This is a genomic window from Croceicoccus naphthovorans (assembly GCF_001028705.1).
GTDB lineage: Bacteria > Pseudomonadota > Alphaproteobacteria > Sphingomonadales > Sphingomonadaceae > Croceicoccus > Croceicoccus naphthovorans.
Genome location: NZ_CP011770.1, coordinates 929,829 through 951,075, shown reverse-complemented (window position 1 = coordinate 951,075; position 21,247 = coordinate 929,829). Strand labels below are relative to the sequence as shown.

At 62.4% G+C, this 21,247-nt stretch carries 19 protein-coding genes; 3 read left to right on the top strand and 16 right to left on the bottom strand.

The window, feature by feature from the left end; translation table 11 throughout:
- Positions 1 to 17 precede the first annotated feature (17 nt).
- Positions 18 to 800, bottom strand: a complete 783-nt coding sequence (locus AB433_RS04880; RefSeq protein WP_047820153.1) for a FadR/GntR family transcriptional regulator — start codon at positions 798 to 800, stop codon at positions 18 to 20.
- 140 nt (positions 801 to 940) lie between these two features.
- Here AB433_RS04880 and AB433_RS04875 point away from each other — a divergent pair, with 140 nt between their 5' ends.
- Positions 941 to 1,864 carry a dihydrodipicolinate synthase family protein gene (locus tag AB433_RS04875; protein ID WP_047820152.1) on the top strand — a complete coding sequence of 308 codons (924 nt, stop codon included), beginning with the start codon at positions 941 to 943 and terminating at the stop codon, positions 1,862 to 1,864.
- Between the two features lie 61 nt (positions 1,865 to 1,925).
- On the opposite strand, the gene AB433_RS04870 is transcribed toward AB433_RS04875, so the two are convergent.
- From AB433_RS04870 to AB433_RS04850, 5 genes are all read right to left on the bottom strand, one after another.
- The gene (locus AB433_RS04870) at positions 1,926 to 2,801 is read right to left on the bottom strand and encodes a Coq4 family protein (protein ID WP_047820151.1); all 876 of its coding nucleotides are present in this window, start codon (positions 2,799 to 2,801) and stop codon (positions 1,926 to 1,928) included.
- A 41-nt stretch (positions 2,802 to 2,842) separates the two neighbouring features.
- A complete protein-coding gene (locus AB433_RS04865) occupies positions 2,843 to 4,582 on the bottom strand; it encodes an N-acyl-D-amino-acid deacylase family protein (RefSeq protein ID WP_047820150.1) in 1,740 nt (579 codons plus the stop codon).
- Positions 4,583 to 4,645: 63 nt separating this feature from the next.
- Positions 4,646 to 5,782: a 3,4-dihydroxy-2-butanone-4-phosphate synthase gene (locus tag AB433_RS04860; protein WP_047820149.1), complete on the bottom strand. Its 1,137-nt coding sequence runs from the start codon at positions 5,780 to 5,782 to the stop codon at positions 4,646 to 4,648.
- On the bottom strand, positions 5,782 to 6,984 hold the full coding sequence (locus AB433_RS04855) for an acetyl-CoA C-acyltransferase (RefSeq protein WP_047820148.1): 1,203 nt from the start codon (positions 6,982 to 6,984) through the stop codon (positions 5,782 to 5,784). The genes AB433_RS04860 and AB433_RS04855 overlap by 1 nt, the downstream gene beginning before the upstream one ends.
- 166 nt (positions 6,985 to 7,150) lie before the next feature.
- Complete coding sequence (locus tag AB433_RS04850; protein WP_047820147.1) at positions 7,151 to 7,654, bottom strand: flavin reductase family protein; 504 nt, start codon at positions 7,652 to 7,654, stop codon at positions 7,151 to 7,153.
- Between the two features lie 199 nt (positions 7,655 to 7,853).
- Between AB433_RS04850 and AB433_RS04845 the strand changes: the two genes are divergently transcribed.
- On the top strand, positions 7,854 to 9,083 hold the full coding sequence (locus AB433_RS04845) for an acyl-CoA dehydrogenase family protein (RefSeq protein WP_047820146.1): 1,230 nt from the start codon (positions 7,854 to 7,856) through the stop codon (positions 9,081 to 9,083).
- A gap of 139 nt (positions 9,084 to 9,222) precedes the next feature.
- Entirely contained in the window at positions 9,223 to 10,458 is a 1,236-nt protein-coding gene (locus AB433_RS04840) for an MFS transporter (RefSeq protein ID WP_047820145.1), read from the top strand.
- Positions 10,459 to 10,540: 82 nt separating this feature from the next.
- On the opposite strand, the gene AB433_RS04835 is transcribed toward AB433_RS04840, so the two are convergent.
- From AB433_RS04835 to AB433_RS04790, 10 genes are all read right to left on the bottom strand, one after another.
- Positions 10,541 to 11,596, bottom strand: coding sequence for a phosphotransferase family protein (locus AB433_RS04835; RefSeq protein WP_047820144.1), 1,056 nt, complete (start codon positions 11,594 to 11,596; stop codon positions 10,541 to 10,543).
- On the bottom strand, positions 11,589 to 12,518 hold the full coding sequence (locus AB433_RS04830; protein WP_047820143.1) for an SDR family NAD(P)-dependent oxidoreductase: 930 nt from the start codon (positions 12,516 to 12,518) through the stop codon (positions 11,589 to 11,591). The genes AB433_RS04835 and AB433_RS04830 overlap by 8 nt, the downstream gene beginning before the upstream one ends.
- Positions 12,519 to 12,531: 13 nt before the next feature.
- Positions 12,532 to 14,307, bottom strand: coding sequence for an acyl-CoA dehydrogenase family protein (locus tag AB433_RS04825; protein WP_047823342.1), 1,776 nt, complete (start codon positions 14,305 to 14,307; stop codon positions 12,532 to 12,534).
- A gap of 127 nt (positions 14,308 to 14,434) precedes the next feature.
- Complete coding sequence (locus AB433_RS04820) at positions 14,435 to 15,466, bottom strand: acyl-CoA dehydrogenase family protein (RefSeq protein ID WP_047820142.1); 1,032 nt, start codon at positions 15,464 to 15,466, stop codon at positions 14,435 to 14,437.
- Between the two features lie 9 nt (positions 15,467 to 15,475).
- The gene (locus AB433_RS04815) at positions 15,476 to 16,630 is read right to left on the bottom strand and encodes an acyl-CoA dehydrogenase (protein ID WP_047820141.1); all 1,155 of its coding nucleotides are present in this window, start codon (positions 16,628 to 16,630) and stop codon (positions 15,476 to 15,478) included.
- Positions 16,630 to 17,379, bottom strand: coding sequence for an enoyl-CoA hydratase family protein (locus tag AB433_RS04810; RefSeq protein WP_047820140.1), 750 nt, complete (start codon positions 17,377 to 17,379; stop codon positions 16,630 to 16,632). Before AB433_RS04810 ends, AB433_RS04815 begins: the two co-directional genes overlap by 1 nt.
- The gene (locus tag AB433_RS04805; protein ID WP_047820139.1) at positions 17,379 to 18,464 is read right to left on the bottom strand and encodes an NAD(P)H-dependent flavin oxidoreductase; all 1,086 of its coding nucleotides are present in this window, start codon (positions 18,462 to 18,464) and stop codon (positions 17,379 to 17,381) included. Before AB433_RS04805 ends, AB433_RS04810 begins: the two co-directional genes overlap by 1 nt.
- 3 nt (positions 18,465 to 18,467) lie before the next feature.
- On the bottom strand, positions 18,468 to 19,367 hold the full coding sequence (locus tag AB433_RS04800; protein ID WP_047820138.1) for an enoyl-CoA hydratase: 900 nt from the start codon (positions 19,365 to 19,367) through the stop codon (positions 18,468 to 18,470).
- Positions 19,364 to 20,161: a CoA-transferase subunit beta gene (locus tag AB433_RS04795; protein ID WP_047823339.1), complete on the bottom strand. Its 798-nt coding sequence runs from the start codon at positions 20,159 to 20,161 to the stop codon at positions 19,364 to 19,366. Before AB433_RS04795 ends, AB433_RS04800 begins: the two co-directional genes overlap by 4 nt.
- Complete coding sequence (locus AB433_RS04790; protein ID WP_047823337.1) at positions 20,161 to 21,039, bottom strand: CoA transferase subunit A; 879 nt, start codon at positions 21,037 to 21,039, stop codon at positions 20,161 to 20,163. The genes AB433_RS04795 and AB433_RS04790 overlap by 1 nt, the downstream gene beginning before the upstream one ends.
- Between the last annotated feature and the right edge of the window lie 208 nt (positions 21,040 to 21,247).

Sequence of the window (21,247 nt, the reverse complement as noted above, 5' to 3'; positions counted from 1 at the left end):
GTGCGGTCGCGATTGGATCAGGTCCGCTGGTCCATCGATGCCCGCACCGTCAGCGAGGTGTCGAACCCGTGCTTCCGCTCTCCGCCACCGTCGGCGTAGTGTTCAAGGATCGCCCGTTCGGCGGACTGGGCATCGCCGTCTTCGATGGCGCGGTAGATTCGCTCATGCTCGCGCGCCAGCGAAAGGCGAACCGAACGGTCCGCGAAAGTGCCGTGCTCAGCCCTGGCCAGCGCCAGTTTGCCCACCTGTGCCGACCACAGTCGTTCCAGCGCGCCGACAACCAATGCCATTGTGGCATTGCCGCATTCGCTGACTAGTTCTGTATGGAAGTTGCGGGCCAACGCTATGAAGGTGTTCGGATCGTCGATGGCGGCGAAACTGTCATCGATGTTCTTGCGAAGTTTCGGAAGCACGGTGCTTTCACGATCACTACGCAAAGCAGCTTGGGCCGCGCAGGCAGGTTCCAGCCTGCGCATCGCCTCTATCAGGTCAAGGAGGGGAACTTGCCGCGATTGCAGGACAAGGCCGAGCATGTAGGCAGCGTTGTCCGACTGCGGCAGGTGCACGATCGCGCCCCCGACATTGCCGCGCAGAACGGTGATCAGCCCCTCGGTCTCCAGAATACGAAACGCTTCGCGAATGGCCGGCGGACTGACGCCGAATTCGTTCATCAGCTCGTCCTGTTTAGGCAGCTGATCGCCGTCGGAAAGGTCGCCACCAAGGATGCGGGCGCGCAGATCGTTGGCCACGATTTCGGCCACGCGCGGCTGGCGCAAACGACGTTTCCTGGCATCACTCATCGAACAAACAAATCCCCGAATTTCACGGCGCCCGCCTGTATCGCAAGACGAACCAGACCGCGTTGCTTAGGCGCATGAAACATCTTTGCAAGAAAATACACTGATACAATCATAACGACATTGGAAGGAACCCTGTGCAAATGGCATCCGAAAACCGCCTGTCGCGGCTGCAGACTTTCGCGATCAGCATCACACCTTTTCGTGAAGATGGCTCAATCGACCTCGATGCATTCGCAGCACACCTGACCCGGATCGGAGAGGCCGGGGTTGGCGTCTATGTCGGTGGTGGCGGCAGCGGCGAAGGTTACACCATGTCGTTCGACGAAACCGCGATGCTGATCGAACATGCGGTCGGCACACTGAAGGGCAAGGCCCCGATCCGCGCGATGGGCGTGGAGCCGCGAACCGCGCGGCAGATGATCGAATTCCTCAATATGGCAGAGGCCAAGGGCGTCGACGCCGCACAGATATATTCGCTGGATGTCGGGCACGGGCACGTACCTACTCCGACCGAGCTATCGACCTATTTCAGCGAAGTGCTGCGCAATTCGTCGATGCCGCTGGTGCTCTCTACGCATCAATCGGTAGGCTATGTCATTCCCGCCAACGTGATCGTGGACCTGTTCGAAAATCACAGCCAGCTGATCGGTCTGAACATCAGCCATCAGGATCCGAATTACCTGCGCAGCCTGATCGACGCACTGGGCGACCGGATCGACATCTGCGTCGGCGGGCCGCATCAGGCCCCCATGGCGATGGCGCTGGGCGGTCAGGGTTTCCTATCATCGGAAGCCAACCTTGCGCCCAGACTTTGCCGCAGCGTGATCGATGCCGCACGGGCTGGCGACAACGCGCTCTATCTCGACCGCTGGGGCGCGCTGCTCCGCCTCTTCATGGCGCTTTACGGCAACGGCGGCATTCGGGTTACGAAGGCGGTTCTGGGTGAGTTCGGACTTCCCGGCGGCTATCCGCGGCCGCCGCGCCTGCCCGCCGAAAAGGACGCGATCGAACGCGCAATGGCGGTCGTAAAGGACTGCAACATCGCCGAGATCGAGGGCTGGTAAAACGCGAAAGGGGCGCGCCCGGCAACCCGGACGCGCCACCTATTCGATATCGGCCGCATGCCTATTCGGCTGCGACAGCCTCTTCCATCGTCTCGTCTTCTTGCCACGTATCGACCGTCTCGTCCCAGAACGCGGATTCGCGCGTGGTGTCGATGGTCCGCGCCCCGCGCACGCCGAACTTCTTGCGCGCTTCCTCCAGCGGTAGGTCCAGCCAATCCTCGTACCGCGGAAGGAACAGCGGGTCGGAATTGCGGCCCACGTCCATCGCGTAATTGGCCAGATCCCACATCCGCATGAACAATTGCGGATAATGCAACGGGCCACGGATGAACATCGGGCCGGTCAGCAAGGTGTTCTGCGCATTCAGCAATCCGGCCAGTTCGGGGTCGAGATGGCGGAACAGGTTACCGTACTTCAGATAGGCGGGAATGATCTCGCCGATGAAGTTGAACCCGCCCCCGGCAAGGATGTGCATGAAGTCATGCGTTTGGACGCCGCGCATGAAGAAGTATTCGAAACTGCTGCGCGGTTCGAACCCTTCGATGATGTCGACTTCCATGTTCGCCGACGCCAGCTGCTTGTACCAGATGCCGCCGATCGACCCTTCCGGACACGAAGCCATATCGTCGCGCCGCAGCGTCGACAGCCAGCGTTCGTCCAGCCACTTGTCCAACTCGGGCCAGTCGCGCCGGGCCTCGTTGAACAATTCGTCGATACGGTCGTGCGGCTGCACTTCGCGCATTGCCGAAATCAGCATGGGAATGCCGTATGTCTGGGCATTGTCCTTGCCATTGCGGCGCAGGCACTGGCTCGTCACCCATTCACGGATGCGGTAATCGTTCAGATAGGGTGACGAACTGACGAGCAGGCTGCTCTCGGTCTTCACCGGTTCATAGGCCCGCATCAGGTAGGGCAGTTCTTCCTTGTTCTTTGTCATGCCTCGGCTCTCCTCTCCTCGCCCGCGTCGGGCATTCCCGATCAGGCCGCCTCGGTCTGTGCCGATTGGCGGATTTCCGGGCTGACGAACTTGCCCGGACATTCGCCGGTATAGGCACCCTTGTCGAAAGTGGGCACGCCGTTGACCAGCGTCAGGCGCATCGGCGCGGCATCGCGGCTGAAACGCCAGGTCATGCCGCCCTTGCCATCGGGCACATCGTGCACGCGCTTCAGGTCGCGCGGTTCGATCTCGTCAAGGTTGAACACGGCGATATCGGCGGCCAGCCCTTCCTTCAACACGCCCCGATCGACAAAGTTGAAGTGCAGCGCCTGCTTGCCGGTCAGCGCATAGACCGCCTCTTCCAGCGTCAGGTCCTTGCGGTCGAGAAACTCGGTCAGCAGCAGGATATTCTCGCCACCGCCGCACAGCATCTGGCCATGCGCGCCCGCGTCCGAAATCGATCCGACGGTCTTGTCGGTCTTGAGCATTTCCACGGTCTGGTCATGCGCCATCGCGTGCGGCGTACGGTTGACGATGGAATTGATACCGTTGTCGAGAACCCAGTCCGCCAGCGCATCGGACGGATGCACGCCGCGCTGTTCAGCCAGCTCCTTGAGCGAGAGGCCCAGCGGCCCGGTGCCGTTCTCGGACTCGAGCAGAAGCATCGACTGCGGGTTGCAGACCAAAGACTGCTTGAATGCCTTGTTATCCCAGCTGTCGCGGGCGCGTTCGCGGAAATCGGGGTCGCGCAGCAGTGCCAGCTTTTCCTCTTCGGTCTTGGCCTGAATGACATCGTGCCAGACATATTCGTTGGCCTGCGCGAACGAGGAGCTGCTGAAGAAATTCAGCGCCGTCGTCGGCGGCACGTGCGCAAAGCTGGGCCAAAAGTCGAGGTCTTCCTCACGCTGCCGCTCGGTGATTTTCCACATCTTGTCGCGGATATCGTCCTGGAAACGGAGCAGGCCGCCCGCGCCTGCCAGCTGCACGCGCACGCCGCGCCCGCGGCACAGATTGCCAAGGCGCTCCATTTGTTCGGGGGCCTTCAGGTGGAAGAAGGTGTCGAGGATAACCTGAAGCTGGCTACCCGGATTGTCGGCCAGAACGCCGATCAACGCGCTCCATTCGGCATCGTCGGCGACAAGGCTGGGGACCGGGCGGTCCTTGCTGTCATGGTCCATCAGGTTCGAAGACATGCCCAGCGCGCCGGCATCGATCGCCTTCTGCAGGTGATCGCACATCTTCGCGACCTCGGCGGGCGTCGCGACGCGTTCCCACGCATCCATGCCCATCACGGCAAGCCGGATCGCGATGTGGCCGACATAGGCGGCGATGTTGGTCGACGCGGGGGAATTCTTCTCCATCGAATGGCGATACTCGGGCCAGGTGCTCCAGTCCCAAGGCAACCGGTCGAGGAAGGGCTGCTTCGGCACCTCTTCGAAAAAGGTGAAGATATTGACCATTTCTTCGCGGATCTTCGGATCGGGGGAAACGGGCGCAGCCGTAAACCCGCAGTTGCCGATGACCGAAGTTGTGACACCGAAGCCGGGCAGCGGATCGAGGCTGGGCATCCACCACATCACCGCGTCCATGTGGGTGTGCGGTTCGATAAAACCGGGCGAAACCACGCAACCGGTCGCATCGTACACTCGTTCTTCGCCCTTGGGTTCGATGCTATCGGCGATGGTTTCGATCTTGCCGTTGCGGACCAGAATATCGCCCTTGAACGCGGATTCTCCGGTGCCGTCAACGATCGTGCCGCCACGGATCAAAATATCTTCCATCGATTAACCTCTCCGACTCTAACTTTTCAATCTTTGTAAGGATGAAGCGGAATCCTGTTCCCGTCAAGACAGGGGCAGGGGATCCTCGCCCTCGATCGCGATCCCGTGTCCGGCAAGAGCCACCAGATTGTGCGACCGATTGGTCAGCAGCGTGATCCGCGTGATGCCCAGGTCGTTCAGGATCTGGGCCCCGATTCCGTATTCGCGCAGTTCCACGCGGCGCCCGGCGCTGTCTTCGCGGCCCGTCTGACGCGCCTCGATCACGCGGCTGGCAAGATCGGGCGCGGGTGAGGACAACAGGACCACGACCCCGCTGCCGACCTCGCCAATGCGGGTCATCGCACGCTGGATCATGCTGGAATGCCCCTCACGAAGTTCGCCCAGCACGTCGGCGAACGGGGTTTGCACATGCATACGCACATGCACTGGGCCACTGGTGTCGATCGGACCTTTGATCAGGGCGATCGCCTCTGTGTTGTTGACGGTGTTCTGAAAGGTGATCGCCTTCCACTCGCCGCCCCACTGACTGACGAAATCGAGTTCGGCCCGGCGTTTGACGAGGTGATCGTAACGACGGCGATAGGCGATCAGGTCGCTGATCGTGCCAACGCGCAGGTCATGCTCCGCCGCCAGACCGCCAAGGCATTCCAGTGTCGCCAGATTGCCATCCTCACGCATGATCGCACAGATAACCCCGGAAGGATTAAGGCCCGCAAGCCGCGCAATGTCGACGGCCGCCTCTGCCGCACCGGCGCGCACCAGCACGCCGCCATCACGGGCAATTACCGGGAACATGTGCCCCGGCGTCACGATATCGTCCGCGGTGGCGTTGCCGTCGATGGCGACAGCGATCGTCCGCGCCCGGTCCGCCGCCGAAATGCCGGTGGAAACGCCCGTCGCCGCCTCTATCGACACGGCATAGGCGTTGTCGTCGTCACGCACCTCGCGGGCCTGCATATCGAGCCCGAGTTCGACCGAACGCCGCCGGGTCAAGGCGAGACAGACCAGCCCCCTGCCATAACGCGCCATGAAATTGACCGCAGCGGGGGTACCCATTTGCGCAGGAATGACCAGATGCGCACCGTTTTCGGGCGAAGCATCGTCGGCAAGGATGAACATCCGCCCGTTGCGGGCATCGTCGATGATTTCCTCGGCACTCGCGATTGACGTTTCCACCGGCCTGACCATCGTTTCCACCATCACAACACCTCAAACAATCCGGCCGCGCCCATGCCGCCGCCCACGCACATCGTGACGACCACGTACCGCGCGCCGCGACGCTTCCCTTCGATCAGCGCATGACCGACCAGCCGCGCGCCCGACATGCCGAAGGGGTGGCCGATGGCGATACCGCCGCCGCTGACGTTGAGCCTTTCGTCCGGGATCCCCAGCCGGTCTCGACACGGCAGGACTTGCGCGGCAAACGCCTCGTTCAATTCCCACAGGCCAATGTCGTCGACCGACAAGCCATGCTGCTGCAGCAGCTTCGGCACGGCATAGATCGGGCCAATGCCCATTTCCTCAGGTGGACACCCGGCGACGGCGATTCCGCGATAGGCGCCCAGCGGCGTCAGCCCTTCTGCTTCCGCCACTTTCGCATCCACCAGCAGCGATGCCGATGCGCCGTCCGAAAGCTGGCTGGCGTTGCCTGCAGTCACGAAATGCCCCTGCGGGACCAGTTTGCCGCCCGACCAGACCGGGTTCAGTTTGCTCAGGCTTTCCGCCGTCGTCCCGGCCCGCGCGCCTTCATCGTTTTCCAGCAGCGTTTCGACGGCGGAAGTCTCGCCTGTTTCCTTGTCGGTCACCTGCTTTACCGACGGCATCGGCACGATCTCGTCGGCAAAGCGGCCCTCTGCCAGCGCCTCGGCATAGCGTTGCTGGCTTTGGGCGGCATAGGCGTCCTGCGCCTCACGGCTGACGCCATAGCGTTCGGAAACCAGTTCGGCGGTCTCGATCATCTGGATGTACATTTCGGGGCTGTGTTCCAACACGGCCTGCGAGACGCTGCGATAGCTGTTCTTGTGCTTGTTTTGCGTCAGGCTTATCGATTCGACCCCGCCGCCGATGGCGAAGTCCATCCCGTCGACGATGATCTGTTTGGCCGCGATAGCGATAGCCATAAGGCCCGACGCGCACTGGCGGTCCACGGACATGCCCGCAACACTTTCCGGCAAACCACCGGCCACTGCGGCCAGACGCCCGATGTTGTATCCCTGCGTCCCCTGCTGAGCGGCGCAGCCCATGATCACGTCCTCGACACGCGCCGGATCGATGCCTGCCCGCGAGACGGCATGGCTGACCGCGTGCCCGGCAAGACGAGGTGCCTCCGTATCGTTGAATGCACCGCGATAGGCCTTGCCTATGGGTGTCCGTGCCGTTGAAACGATCAGTGCCTCGCGCAAGAAATCCTCCACTTCGTCGGCCCGATTGCGGCCCCGTTTGTTCTGATCTGGTATCGTCTGCCCGGCGCGCTGCCCAATACCGTTGGACGATCAGGCGTGTCGCTATCCGGCATCGCGCCGCCGGGCCGGGGCGCAAATCGCCCATGCCCGACGCGCACAATAGGTATCAGCCGCCGTAGAAGACCTTCTCGCCAAGGTCCTTCATCTCCAGAACCGCCTCGTCTGCGCGGCCTTCAGGCTCGCGCATGACCTTGGCGTCGGTAACTTCCACGATCATCACATGATGGTCGCCCTGTTCGACTGTCGTCACCAGCTTGCACTCAACCGCAGCGGCGGCGCTTTCGATCACGGGCGCACCGTTGGCGGCATCGTGGATCGCCTCTCCCGAAAGCTTGCCGTCGGCCAGTTCGGCGGGCTTGAAGAATGTGAATGCCGCGCCCTGCTGGCCTTTGCCCAGAACGTTCAGCACGGCCGATCCGGTCGTCTTCAGCGCGGCATAGCTGCCCGAATCCGCCTTCATCGCGATTGCGATCAACGGCGGCGAGAACGAAGTCTGCGTCACCCAGTTGATCGTGGAAGCATAAGGTTTGCCGTCGGCGTCCTTGGCGGTCAGCACATAGATGCCATAGGGAATCATGCGCAGCGCGGTTTTCTTCGCGGCTTCGTCCATTTTCGTTTCTCCCGGAAAAGGTCAGTGGTTGGCCCGGCGGACCGATCCCGGCGTGAGATCGGGCGAGCGCCCCCAAAGTCCCCACATTATCCGGCAGCAGGCAATTGCCGTATTTCGATCACAGCCATCGACCTTGCGTATTCGACACGCCCTGCGGCACACGCCACGGCATAAGACAAACGGACAAAAAGGGAGCGGCATGGACTTCGATCTTTCACCCAAGCAGCAGGAATGGCGCGACCGCGTGCGCGCCTTCATGCAAGCAGAAGTCGTTCCAGCCCAAAATCGTTATGGTGCCGAGCTGGCCGATGGCGAGACGCGATGGCGCGCGCTGCCGGTGATCGAGGACTTGAAGGCCAAGGCGAAAGAGGCGGGGCTTTGGAACCTGTTCCTGCCGCCCTCACCCGATCATGACACGCCCGAATTCCACGGCGCGGGCCTTAGCAACATGGACTACGCGCTTTGTGCTGAGGAGATGGGACGCATCCCTTGGGCTTCGGAGGTCTTCAACTGCTCGGCGCCCGATACGGGCAATATGGAAGTACTCCATCGCTACGGCACGCCGGAACAGAAGGCGCAATGGCTGGCTCCCTTGATGGCGGGCGAAATCCGCTCTGCCTTTGCAATGACCGAGCCCGATGTCGCCAGTTCCGATGCCACTAATATCGAAACGCGGATTGAACGCGATGGCGACGACTATGTCGTCAACGGGCGCAAATGGTGGATTTCGGGCGCGGGCGACCCGCGTTGCAAGCTGATGATCGTATTGGGTCGCAGTAATCCCGACGCAGAGCGGCATCGCCAGCACAGCCAGTTGCTGGTTCCCGTCGACACCCTTGGCGTGACCATCGGACGCGCCTTGCCCGTCTTTGGATACGACGATGCTCCGCATGGCCACTGCGAGGTTACATTCGACAATGCCCGCGTGCCCGTCTCCAACATGGTTCTGGGCGAAGGACGCGGGTTCGAGGTTGCGCAGGGCAGATTGGGCCCCGGACGCATTCACCACTGCATGCGCGCCATCGGACTTGCCGAAATGGCGATCGATCACATGGTCCCGCGCCTTCTGTCGCGCGTCGCGTTCGGCAAGCCGATCGCCCAGCAGTCGATCTGGGAACAACGCATCGCCGAGGCGCGCACGCAGATCGAAATGACGCGGCTGCTCTGCCTGAAGGCGGCGGACATGATGGACAAGGTCGGCAACAAAGCGGCCCAACGCGAAATCGCGATGATCAAGGTGGCAGGTCCGGCACTGGCGCTGAAAGTGATCGACGATGCCATTCAGGCCCACGGCGGCGGCGGGGTCAGCGATGGTTTCCCGCTTGCCGCGGCCTATGCGCTGGCCCGGTCCTTGCGGCTTGCCGACGGCCCCGACGAAGTGCACAACCGCGCTATCGCCCGGCTGGAGTACAAGCGTTTCAAGGACTGAATGACATGGCGGGCGGAGCCATTCGAAATTGGTCATCGCTCACATGCCAAGCAAGGATTTGACTGGCCACGCCAGCGGTCCATGCTGACCGTTCCAATGTCAGCCGTACGCGGCCACGACAATATCATGTGGAGAGAGCATGGCTGATCCAGCTTCGCCGCGATCGGAACAACCCGATGCGGTAACGACGGCACCCGAGCCCGATATTGCGGCATGGCGCCGGTACCTGATCATCGCCTTCCTGCTGACCGGCGCGGTCAAAACCACGATGGTTTTCACCACCGTCGTCCCCGTTCTGCCGATGATTTCGGACTATTTCAGCGGCAGCGGCGACGATGTCCTGAACGCTCAGATTCTCGTCACGATCGGCCCCGTCGGCATCGCTTTTTCGGGCATTATCGCGGGCTGGATCGTCAGGGAAAGCCGCCTGCGGTCGACCCTGTTCGTGTCGCTCGGCCTGTGCTGCCTGACTGGCTTGGCGCAGCTGATCATCGATGATTTCTACCTGCTGCTGGCCAACCGCTTTTTCCTTGGCCTAACCGCCGGGGCCAGCGATGTCGTGATTACCAGCATCCTTGCCGCGCAGTTTACCGGCAAAATGCGTTCGCGCCTGATCGGGTTGCGGCAGGCGGTTGGATCGTCGGGCACGGTCGGCACGATGTTGTTGGCCGGTTGGCTGGCCGACATGTACGGCTGGCGTGCGCCTTCGTGGATGTTCCTGTTCCCGCTCTCCACGCTGTTCATCGCGCTGATCGCCTTCGACAAGCCGATAAAGATCGCGCATCACCCGCAATCGGCGGAACGGTTCTCGCTGTTTCAGCTTTGGCCGATCTTCCTGTTCGTCATGCTGATGACCGCGGCGCACACAATGCCGTCGTTTCAGGTGCCATTCCTCCTGCGCGAAAACGGGATCGAGAGCGCCGTCCTGATCTCGCGTGTTCCGGCCCTTTCGGCATTCGTATCGGTCCTGTCGGCGATGGCCTTCGGGTGGATCTACGCCAAGCTGGGTCGCGGCACGCTGGTGCTGTCGGCCAGTGCCATGGGCATCGGGTTTATCGGGATCGCGTTATCCAATACCTATGAGATGATCCTGTTCTGGACCCTGATCGAAGGGGTTGGCGCAGGCCTGACATCGCCCTTCTTCCTCGCGCGCCTTTTGGACCGGGTGAACGCCCGTCAACGCAATACGGCGGTGGGTTTCAAGATGACCTGCATGTTCATGGGCCACTTCATCAATCCGCTGATCGTGGCCCCGCTGCGCCATGCCTTCGGCATTCACGGTGCCTTCGTGGTGGTTGGCGGCGTTATGGTGGTGGCATCCGCCCTGTTCCTGGTCCGGGTCGTGCTGACGCGACATAAGGAGACTATCCTCTGACCTGGCGCTCCGACGGGGCACACGAAAAAGCGGTCGATCTCGCCTTGAGACCGGCCGCTTTTCTTTTAACCTGTGCGATGCGTCAGGCGCTGGTGCCGATCTGCGCCAGGGCCAGTTCGGCAACCGAATCCAGCTGAGCAACCGCCTTCGCCGCATCGGGAGAACTGGCGTTGCCGCGCAACATCCGCCCCTTGATGCCGTGGATAATCGCGGCCAGCCGAAACAGGCTGAACGCCAGATAGAAATCGAGCCGATCGATCCGGTCGCGCCCCGTCCTGCGGCAATAGGCGGCGATGTAGTCCGCCTCGCTGGGGATCCCTTCCGCTTGCAGATCGATGCCCAGCAGGCCGGTCGAAAAGCCCGGCGGCATGCGATAGACCATCAGGTGGTAGGCGAAATCGGCGAGCGGGTGGCCAAGGGTCGAAAGCTCCCAATCCAGCACCGCGACAACGCGCGGCTCGGTCGGATGGAACAACAGGTTGTCGCAGCGAAAGTCGCCGTGAACGATCGACGTATCGTCACCCGGCGGAATATTCGCGGGCAGCCATTCGATCAGGGCATCCAGCGCCGGCACCCGCCCCGCCTCTTCGTCGCCAAGATACTGGCGCGACCAGCGGCCGATTTGGCGTTCGAAGTAATTGCCCGCCTTGCCGTAATCGCCCAAACCCACCGAAACGGGATCGATGGTATGCAACTGCGCAATCGTCGCATTCATGGCATCGAAATAGGCGGCCCGATCCTCACGCGGCACTTCCGGGAACGCGGTGTTCCAGAAATTGCGACCTTTCACGTGGTCCATGATGTAAAACGCGGTGCCGATGACATCCGCATCTTCGCAAAGTCCACGCGGTTGCGGTACCGGAAAACCCGACGGGTGTAGCGCGCTGATCAGGCGGAATTCGCGCTCGATCGCGTGCGCCCCTTTCAGCAGCGGGCCCGGCGGTTTGCGACGCAGAACATAGTCGCGTTCCTGCCCCAGCAGCAGGTACGTCGGGTTCGATTGCCCCCCACTGAACTGCTGAACGCCGCGCAGACCGGCGAACCCGTCGACATTTTCGCGCATCCAGGTTTCCAGTCGCGCCTGATCGAACGCGAACCCCTCGCGGATTTCCGCCGCGCCGCGATCCTGCTCAGCCATCGGCGGGAAGCCTTTCCTTGGCCGCAGCCTGAAACACCTTCGCCTCATATATCGACTGTTCCGGCCCGGCAGCGGGAACGACTTCGCCGTCACGGTCGGACATTGTATCGAACTGCGCCAGCAACCGCTCCGCCGCATCCTCGCCCGACCCCACGAACACGCCCTTGGTCAGCGTGATATAGGCACGCTCAAAACTGCCTGCCCCTGCGCACATGACGATGCCGTCGGGCGCCTGCTGCGAACAGAGCGCCAATACGCCGGGCGCGACACTGGCGGGCGATAACGCTTCGAACGTCGCTTCGTCCATGATGTCCTCGGTCATCCGCGTGGCCGCCGACGGGGCGAGACAGTTGATGCGCACGCCATATTTCGCACCTTCCAGCCGGAGCGTGTTCATCAGGCCGACCAGCCCCAACTTTGCCGCACCGTAATGCGACTGACCGAAATTGCCGTAGAGGCCCGATGACGACGTGGTCAGGACGATGCGGCCATAGGCCTGCTCTCGCATCGTGTCCCAAACCGCCTTGGTGCAGTTGGTAGAGCCCATCAGGTGGACTTCCAGAACCGCGCGGAAATCGTCGAGATCCAGTTTTGCGAATGTGCGGTCGCGCAAGATGCCCGCATTGTTGACGAGGATATCGACCCGCCCCCACGCTTCCTTTGCCTTGGCAACCATCTCGCGCACCTGATCGAAGTCGGTGACGTTTGCGCCGTTCGCCATCGCGGTCCCGCCAGCGGCTTCTATTTGCGCAACCACGGCATCGGCCATCGCATTGCCGCCGCCGCGCCCATCGCGTCCGCCACCAAGGTCGTTGACCACGACCTTCGCACCGCGCCGCGCCAATAGCAGCGCATATTCACGCCCCAGACCGCCCCCTGCGCCGGTGACGATGGCAACCTGTCCTGTCAGATCGATTTTCATTGTTTTCAATGTCCTAAAGGTAATCTTCGTTCATCTGGCTGAGCAATCGGCTTTCGCCCTCTATCGGCCCGAGCCATGCGCCGATCCGCGGCAGTTCGCGTTCGAAAAAGTAGCGACAGGCCCAAGGCTTCGCCGCGCGCACCCGGTCCTCCGCAGCGGCATCGACGCATAGCAACGCGCGGTCCAGCCATTGCCACGCAACAACGACGTGCCCGAACGCGCGAAGGAAGCCGGTGGCATTTTCGTTGGCCGCCGCCGCGTCGCATTCGCGCAACTGCGCCACCGCCGCCGCGATCCTGTCCCATGTCTCCCCAAGCTGCGCGCCTTGCGCCGCCATCGCCGTATCGACCGATGCCGCGACGGTTGCAGCGATCAGGTCGCCCAACCGATCGAATGCCCCCGCCTTGTCCTTGCGGATCTTGCGCCCGACAAGGTCCTGCGCCTGAATGCCGGTCGTGCCTTCGTGGATCGGGTTTAAACGGTTGTCGCGCCACAACTGCTCGACATCAAAGTCGCGAGTATAGCCATATCCCCCGTGAATCTGGATCGCGATGTCGTTCGCCGCTAGACCCCATTCCGATGGCCACGTCTTGGCAACCGGCGTCAGCAAGGAAAGCAGCGCATCATCGGCGGGATCGTGCTTCGCCGTATCGACCAGACGCGCGCAATAGAGCACCAGCGCCAGCGCCCCCTCGCCATAGCATTTTGCGGCCATCAGCATATCGCGAACGTCCGGGTGGCGAATGATCGGCCCCGAAGTTTTAGCAACCGCGCCGATCGGGCTGCCCTGCAAACGTTCGCGGGCATAGATGCTGGCATGGCGATAGCTGCGATAGCCGGCCGCCGCAGCGCCCATGCCGACATTCAGCCGCGCCTCGTTCATCATCTGGAACATTTGCGGCAGGCCCTGTCCCGGCTCACCGACCAACCAGCCAAGCGCACCATCGCCCCCAGCCACCGGCGAGCCGCTTTCCCCGATGGCAAGCACGCAATTGGTTGTGCCGCGATAGCCCAGCTTGTGATTGAGGCCAGTCACGACGATGTCGTTGCGCGCTCCATCGGGCAGGAATTTCGGAACGACGAACAGAGAAATGCCGCGCGTATCGGCGCCGACCTGTCCATCGTCGCCGGGTATTTTCGCCAGCACGAGATGCACGATGTTGCCAGCCAGATCGTGATCCCCGCCCGAAATCCACATCTTGTTACCGAACAGGCGATAGCGCGCACCCAACCCATCTTCTCCATCCGGCATCGCGCGAGTGGCTACGTCGGCAAGGTTCGAACCGGCCTGCGGTTCGGAAAGGCACATCGTGCCGAACCATTCGCCCGCGATTTGCGGCATGGCGAATGTTTCGATCTGCGCGGCACTGCCAAAGGTAGTCAGCAGGCGCGCATTCGCCACGGTCAGCATCGGATAAGCCGATACTGCAAGGCTGGCGGCAAAGAACTGTAGCAGCGATCCGCTGGACAGCAGGGTGGGCATGCCCAACCCGCCGTGATCCTCGGAAAAACCGGCGGCGAACAGGCCGAGCGAGGCATATTCGCGCAAAGCCTCACCGATTTGCGGAAGGGCCCGAACCTCGCCAGCCTCCAGCACTGGCTCGTTCGCGTCGGTCAGTTTGAAGAGTGGCAGGAAGGAATCGCGAGCCAACTTGTGCGACATGGCCAGGATCGCGTCTGCGGCTTCGCGGTCGACCTCGCTGCCCGATCGGTCGAGCACGTCTTGAAGACCCAACCAATCCCACAGAAGAAAATCAAGCTCATCTCTATCGATCAGGATATCGTTCATCGGCGGCTGGATCGTCACTTTCTGTTTCGCGGTAAGGTACCACGCTAGGCGCGCGTGATCTGTGCGTCGATTGCCGAAGCCTTATCGATGCGATGATGAGGCGGCATTTACACCGCTTTTCGAAGGATCAAGCTTCCACGCCATCCCGCGCGAAGGTTCGGTCCGGCCCCAACGGCTCAGATTTTATCCGCGCCATGATCCGCCTGCGGTGAAAGACCGGCGTGCCCCACGAATTGGTCAGCGCCAGCGCGCGTTTCAGGAACAGGTGCACGTCCACTTCCCACGAATATCCCATCGCGCCATGGACCTGAATTGACGTCCGCGCCGCCGCGTCCGCGGCCTCCAGCGCAACGATCTTGGCGTGGCTGATCCGCGCCCGCGAATGCCTGTCGCCCGCCGCAAAATCTGCCGCCGCGGCCAGCACGACCGGCCGGGCGAACTCGATGGCGACCTGCGCGCTGGCAAGGTGGTGCTTCACCGCCTGATACGTGCCGATGGGCTTGCCGAACTGCTGCCGCTGTTTCGCATATTCAACCGCCAGATCGACGGCCCGCTGCGCCAAGCCCAGCCCTTGCGCCGCAGCGAACAGTGCGCCCCTGTCCAGCGCAATATCCCAGTCCGTTTCGGGCAACTGCACGGCCTTCAAAGTATCGAAATCGAGGCTGTAGAGGTGACGGAACGGGTCGATGCTCTGCCGCCTTGTCAGCCGCGCATCGTCGCGTTCAACCAGCCAACTGTCGCCGTCTTTCGTGGCCACGATGACCTGCGCCGCTTCCGCATCGGAAACCAACGGGTTGATCGGATGCGCGATCGCCACAATTGCCGAAGGGTCGGACAAAACTTTCGCATCCGGCATCGCCGCAGCCAGCAACGGCGCCGCGATCCCGGCGCTTTCGATCAGCGGATCGGGCAAGGCGTAATAGCCCGCCGCCTCGGCGATCATCGCGAAATCGAGTTCGGTCAGACCAAGCCCGCCAGCGTCTTCGGGCAGCAGCACGCCTGTCAGCCCGGTTTCCGCAATCGCCGCCCAGCGATCCGCCTCGATCGGCGAACCGCTTTCCATCTGGCGACGCCAGTCTTCGGGCGTGCAGGTATTGGCGAACAGCTGTCGTGCCGTTTCGGAAAACATGCGCTGTTCGTCGTTAAGCGTGAAGTCCATACCTGCCTCCTACTTGCGCGGCAGGCCAAGCATCCGCTCGGCAATGATATTGCGCTGGATCTCGTTCGATCCGGCATAGATCGGCCCGGCCAACGCGAATATGTAGTCGTCGATCCAGTCGTGCGCGCCCGGTTCGCTCAACAACTCCGCCTGCGGGCCCAGCAGAGCCAAGGCGGTCCGGTGCAAGTGGATGTCTAGTTCCGACCAGAATATCTTGTTTGTCGACGCCTCTGGCCCGATCGTCGCCCCCGCCATCAAAGCTGAGGCGGTCTGATAGATGCTTAGTGCATAAGCCTCGGCATTCATGAAGGCGCGAACGACCTCCGCCTCCAGCGCCGGATCGGTGTCGAGTTCGGCCTTCCGCGACTCCCAAAGCTTCGCCAGCTCCGCCGCCGCGACCTGATAGCGTGCGGGACTGCGCAGCATCAGGCCGCGTTCGAACCCGGCAGTCGCCATACAGACGTGCCAACCCTGCCCCTCGTCACCCAACCGGTTGAACGCGGGCACGCGCACATCCTCCAGGAAAATCTCGGCAAACCCGACGTGTCCGTTGATCTTGCGGATCGCGTTGCGGGTCACGCCGGGGGCATCAAGGGGGAAGAAGATCAGGCTCATCCCCTGATGCCGCTCGCTGCCCGGCGCGCGGAACAGGCCGAAGGCCCAGTCGGCGAAGACTGCGCGGCTGGACCATATCTTGTGCCCGTTGAGGATATAGTCGTCACCGTCGCGCGTCGCGGTGGCGCGTACGCCGGCCAGATCGCTGCCCGCCATCGGTTCGGACCATGCCTGCGCCCATATTTCCGCGCCGCTGGCCATCGGGGGCAGAAACCGCTGCTTCTGCTCATCGGTGCCGAATTCCATCAATGTCGGGCCCAGCAGGAAGATGCCGTTCTGGTTGACCCGACCCGGTGCCTTGGCGCGGTAGTATTCTTCTTCGAAAATCAGCCACTGGATCAGGTCCAGCCCGCGCCCGCCATATTCACGTGGCCAAGTGACCATGCCCCAGTCACCTTGCTTCAAGGTGGACTCCCACCGGCGATGGGCTTCGAAACCTTCGGCACTCGCATCGTAATGCTCTAGGGGTTCGGACGGTACGTTATTCGCCAGCCACGCACGTACTTCAGCGCGGAAAGCGTCCTGTTCGGGGGTGTAGCGCAAGTCCATCAGTATTTCGCCGCGTCCTTGGTTTCTACAAAGGCATCGCGTGCGGTCTGGCTATCGGGGTGCAGGTACATCTCCAGCGTAAAGCCCTGTTCCCAGCGATAGCCTTGGTCGACGTCGCGCGGCTCCAACCCGTTCAGCGCTTCCTTCGCGGTAACCAGAGCCTTGCGGCTCTTGCTGGCGATGCGCGCGCAAAACGCCCGCGCCGCCGCCTCCAGTTCCTCGCGAGGGACAACCTGTTCCACCGCGCCCAGCCGATAGGCCTCCTGCGCCGGGATAATACCGCCGGTGAAGAAGGCGGCGCGGACCTTGTGCAGCGGGAACATGCGCAACAGGTGGCTCGCCCCGCCCATCGCCCCCCGGTCGACTTCCGGCAGAGAGAAGTACGCATCTTCGGATGCGATCAACGTATCGGATGCACCGCAAACGCCGATACCGCTGCCGATCACAAAGCCGTGCACGGCGCAAACGACCGGCACCTCGGCATCGCGGATCGCCTTGAACGTGCGATAGTTGCCGCGATTGAGCGCGACGATCCGGTCCGGGTGGGCCTGCATCTCCTTGATGTCGACACCGCCGCAGAAGCCGCGCCCTTCGGCCCGGATCAACAGGCAGTTCACTTGCGGATTGCGCGCCGCCTCTGTCACGATGTCGGGCACCGCATTCCAGCCTGCGCTGTCCAGCGCGTTGACCGGGGGATGGTCGAAAACGATCTCTGCGATGCGATCCTTGATGGTGCAGCGTACCGGCATCACATAGTCTCCTGAATATTCGAACCGCCCGTGATGGCGTTCAGTCGGTCGGTGGCCTGCCCTACGATCCGATCGACCAGTTCGGCACATGTCGGCAGATCGACCAGCCGCCCAGCAACCAAACCGGTGGCCATCAGCCCTTCCTCGACATCGCCATCGACAATGGCCTTCTGAATCAGCATCGGCGCGGCGGCGGCCATCATCGCCTGCGATAGCGGCATTTCGCCGTGACTGGTCATCGACCGAGCCGTGGCGAGAACATCGCGCCAGCCCATGCCCGATTGGCGTTTCATCTCCATGCCCGCCGTGATAGCCCGGCCCCACATGCCAATCCGCCCCGATTGCTCGATCCGGCGCAGCAGCGGGTTCACGATCATCCGCTGCGGAATACCGTCTACCTTACGAGTCACCGCGATCTGGTCGGTCCCGGCGGCTAGATAGGCCGCTTTGGGCGCGCTCGGCAGTGGACTCTCCTGCGTCATCAAGAACCGTGTGCCCATCGCAATGCCCACCGCGCCATAGGCCAATGCCGCCGCCAGCCCGCGCCCATCGGCCATGCCGCCCGCCGCGATGACCGGCACATCGACCGCATCCAGCACTTGCGGCAAGAGGACCGTGGTGGCCACGCTGCCCGTATGCCCGCCGCCTTCGCCGCCCTGTACGGTGATCATGTCGCAACCAAGGTCGACCATCTTGCGCGCATGCTTCACCGCGCCGACGGTCGGGATGCACAGGATGCCGGCATCACGAAACCGAGCGATCATCGCGGCATCGGGGCCGCGCCCGAAACTGACCGCACGAACACGGTCGGCGTTGGCGATCACGATCTCCACGATCTCTTTCGCGCCGGGCTGGAACATGTGGAAGTTCACGCCGAAGTCGCGTTCGGTAATCGCCCGCGTCCGTGCAATGGCCTCGCGCGCCTCGTCGGGTGACATCACCGCCGCCGCGAGGAACCCGAACGCACCGGCATTGCTCGACGCCGCGACAAGCTCTGGCGTTGCCACCCAACCCATCGCGGTCTGCAGTACCGGCACGCGGCAGCCCAATCGCTGGGTCAGGATCGTGTTCAACGCCCCGTGCATCGATCAGCTTTCGCCGGACTGCTTCTTATTTGCAGCAGCCATCTTCTTGCCGTCGAACCCGGCGATATAGTCGCCCTTCACCAGCGTATTGTTGGCATGGGCAAAGTGGTGATAGCCGAATGCCGCATCGATCCCGGCGTTCTTGCCCGCCAGAGTCTCCATGTGGTTGCAGGCCTGTTTGGCCAGCTGCAACGCCAGTCGGGGCTGCTCGGCAATGCGGCTTGCGATTTTCTGCACCTCGCCAGCCAGATCGTCACGCGGGACGACGCGATTGACCATGCCCATTTCATAGGCACGCGCGGCGGGCATCCGTTCGCCAAGAAACAGGAATTCCTTTGCAATGCGCACATTCAGTTCATGACAATGCGCAAAGTATTCCAGACCCGGAAAGCCCATCTGCAACACCGGATCCTGAAAGAACGCGTCGTCCGACGCCACGATCAGGTCGCAGACCCAGGCCAGCATCAACCCACCGGCAATACAGCCGCCGTGCACCTGCGCGATGGTCGGCTTTGGCAAATCGCGCCAGCGTTTGCACATGCCGAGGTATTGTTCCTGCTCGCGGATATAGGCCTTTTCAGCCCCCGCCTTGTTGGCATGATCGTACCAGCCCAACCGGCGCTCGACGCTGGCGTGAAAGTCGCGACCCGGCGATCCGATATCGTGGCCCGCGCTGAAATGCTTGGCATCCGATTTGAGCACGATGACTTTCACCGCGTCATCGTCCACTGCCCGCACGAAGGCATCGTCCAGCGCATAGGTCATCTGGCTGTTCTGTACGTTGTGAAACTGCGGCCGGTTCAACGTAATCCACGCGATACCGTCTTTCGCCGCGTACAGGATCGGCTCGTCAGTTTCGTAGATGTGGCCACTTGGTTCGGGCGGAACGATGTCGCTGCTCATCCGGCTGCTCCCGTTGCGGGGGGATTGTCCTTGATGACCTTGCTGCGCACGTTGTGCGGGTCGAGCGTGGCGATAATGGCCAGCGTTTCCGCATCGGGTACCGGCGTCTGCGCCACGTCGTCTGCCAGTTCCAGTTCGAAACCGGTCGCGTCCTGCACCTGATCGAATGTCACGCCGGGGTGCAACGAGATGACGCGCACCGCGTTATCCGCACCGCCGAAATCCATGACGCACAGGTTCGTGACGATCCGGCGCAGATCGATGCCTGAAAAGTTGCCGCCCGCCTTACGCTTGGCCGGGTTGTACCCAGCGCCAGAGATCATATCGACCTCGCCCTCCACGAAGACCCGCTTGCTGTGAACGGGGAAAAAGAACGAATTGGGGTGGTAGATCGAATTCCCCGGAAAGCCGCGCACCCCCAGCATCTGGACTTTCGGCTGAGCGTGGGTGCCGCCCATGTAGGACAGGTTGATCTGCCCGAACCGGTCAAGCTGGGTCGGCGTGACCATCGCGTGCCTGCGCCGGGTCCAGACCGCGCTGTCGAAAAAGCGAGAGAACGGCAGGTATCCCGCAGGTTTGCGATCGTCGTATGCGCGGGGGCCGATGGGCACCGGCTGTTCGACCAGATAGCATTCGCCGTCGGTCATCATCAGTTCGGGCGTGTGCGTCAGTTTCGCCAGTCCGGCAGCCGTGCGGGGCACGGGCCCCACACCGGTTGCGACAATCTCGCCATTGCCGCGAAACGCCTCTGACGCGGCAAGGATGCACAATTCGGCAAGGGTTGCTTCGGCCATCAGAATATCGGCAGCGGCAGTTTCGCCACCGCTTCCCATCCGCCATTGCGCTTCATGTAGGCATCCTCGCTCTCGTCCACGAATTGATCGGCCACGCTTGTCCAGTCGCCCGGTTCCCTGGCGGCGGCTGCGTATTGTTTCAGCGCAGCCATGTCCCAACCATAGTGGGGCGGCATCGACGTGGGATGCGCGCCGCCGGGGACTTCGACGACGCCGGTTACAAAGCAGCGCTCGAACAGGTTGCTTTGCGCATCGTCGGGATAATGATCCTCAATCCGGTCGACCAGCTCCTCACACGATACGAACGCGCGCTTGGCCGCCTTGGCAAACCACTCGTCGTAATAGACGTCGGGGCCGAAAACCTGCACGTTGCCGCGCCAATCGCTGCGGTTCACATGGATCAACGCGATGTCGAGCGGGATCGCGGGCATCGCGATCAGCGTCTCACCATCTGCATAGGGACTGGTGATGGTCTTGAATCCGCCAAGCTCGGCCAGGTCGGTGCCAAGCCCGACGCGCGTCGGCAGGAACGGCAGGTCGAAGGCGGCCGCCTTCAAACCCCACTGGAACATGCCCTCGTCCATTTCCAGAACGTCGATCCCGCCCGCCTCTCGCGCCTTGCGGAACCACGGTTCCAGCGGGATCGCATCCAGCGAGACGAAGGCGAAAATCACTTTCTTCACCTTGCCCGCCGCGCACAGCATGCCGACATCGGCACCGCCATAGGCGACCACGGTCAGGTCGGTCACATCGCTGCGCAACAGTTCGCGTACCAGCGCCATCGGCTTGCGCCGGGGGCCCCAGCCGCCAATGCCTATCGTCATCCCGCTTTCGATCTGGCCGACGATATCCGCCGCCGTCATCCTTTTATCGAGCATCGCACCCATGTTTTCGTTTTCCCGAGGATCGCGATCCTCCCGGTCACTTTCATCAGTTCGCCGGCGGCACGATCCTGCCCCTGCAAACGCGTACCAAAAGCCTAGGAGCGCAAGGGCCCGCAGGTCGATTGCCGAAGCCACATCGAACCGATACCGATCCGGCAATTGCGTGCTGCCGCCGCGATGGCGACGGTTCGCCCGCAACGAT

Coding starts and splice junctions, on each gene's coding strand:
- AB433_RS04880 (WP_047820153.1), bottom strand. CDS start 800: ATGAGTGATGCCAGGAAACGTCGTTTGCGCCAGCCGCGCGTGGCCGAA.
- AB433_RS04875 (WP_047820152.1), top strand. CDS start 941: ATGGCATCCGAAAACCGCCTGTCGCGGCTGCAGACTTTCGCGATCAGC.
- AB433_RS04870 (WP_047820151.1), bottom strand. CDS start 2,801: ATGACAAAGAACAAGGAAGAACTGCCCTACCTGATGCGGGCCTATGAA.
- AB433_RS04865 (WP_047820150.1), bottom strand. CDS start 4,582: ATGGAAGATATTTTGATCCGTGGCGGCACGATCGTTGACGGCACCGGA.
- AB433_RS04860 (WP_047820149.1), bottom strand. CDS start 5,782: ATGGTGGAAACGATGGTCAGGCCGGTGGAAACGTCAATCGCGAGTGCC.
- AB433_RS04850 (WP_047820147.1), bottom strand. CDS start 7,654: ATGGACGAAGCCGCGAAGAAAACCGCGCTGCGCATGATTCCCTATGGC.
- AB433_RS04845 (WP_047820146.1), top strand. CDS start 7,854: ATGGACTTCGATCTTTCACCCAAGCAGCAGGAATGGCGCGACCGCGTG.
- AB433_RS04840 (WP_047820145.1), top strand. CDS start 9,223: ATGGCTGATCCAGCTTCGCCGCGATCGGAACAACCCGATGCGGTAACG.
- AB433_RS04835 (WP_047820144.1), bottom strand. CDS start 11,596: ATGGCTGAGCAGGATCGCGGCGCGGCGGAAATCCGCGAGGGGTTCGCG.
- AB433_RS04830 (WP_047820143.1), bottom strand. CDS start 12,518: ATGAAAATCGATCTGACAGGACAGGTTGCCATCGTCACCGGCGCAGGG.
- AB433_RS04825 (WP_047823342.1), bottom strand. CDS start 14,307: ATGAACGATATCCTGATCGATAGAGATGAGCTTGATTTTCTTCTGTGG.
- AB433_RS04820 (WP_047820142.1), bottom strand. CDS start 15,466: ATGGACTTCACGCTTAACGACGAACAGCGCATGTTTTCCGAAACGGCA.
- AB433_RS04815 (WP_047820141.1), bottom strand. CDS start 16,630: ATGGACTTGCGCTACACCCCCGAACAGGACGCTTTCCGCGCTGAAGTA.
- AB433_RS04810 (WP_047820140.1), bottom strand. CDS start 17,379: ATGCCGGTACGCTGCACCATCAAGGATCGCATCGCAGAGATCGTTTTC.
- AB433_RS04805 (WP_047820139.1), bottom strand. CDS start 18,464: ATGCACGGGGCGTTGAACACGATCCTGACCCAGCGATTGGGCTGCCGC.
- AB433_RS04800 (WP_047820138.1), bottom strand. CDS start 19,367: ATGAGCAGCGACATCGTTCCGCCCGAACCAAGTGGCCACATCTACGAA.
- AB433_RS04795 (WP_047823339.1), bottom strand. CDS start 20,161: ATGGCCGAAGCAACCCTTGCCGAATTGTGCATCCTTGCCGCGTCAGAG.
- AB433_RS04790 (WP_047823337.1), bottom strand. CDS start 21,039: ATGCTCGATAAAAGGATGACGGCGGCGGATATCGTCGGCCAGATCGAA.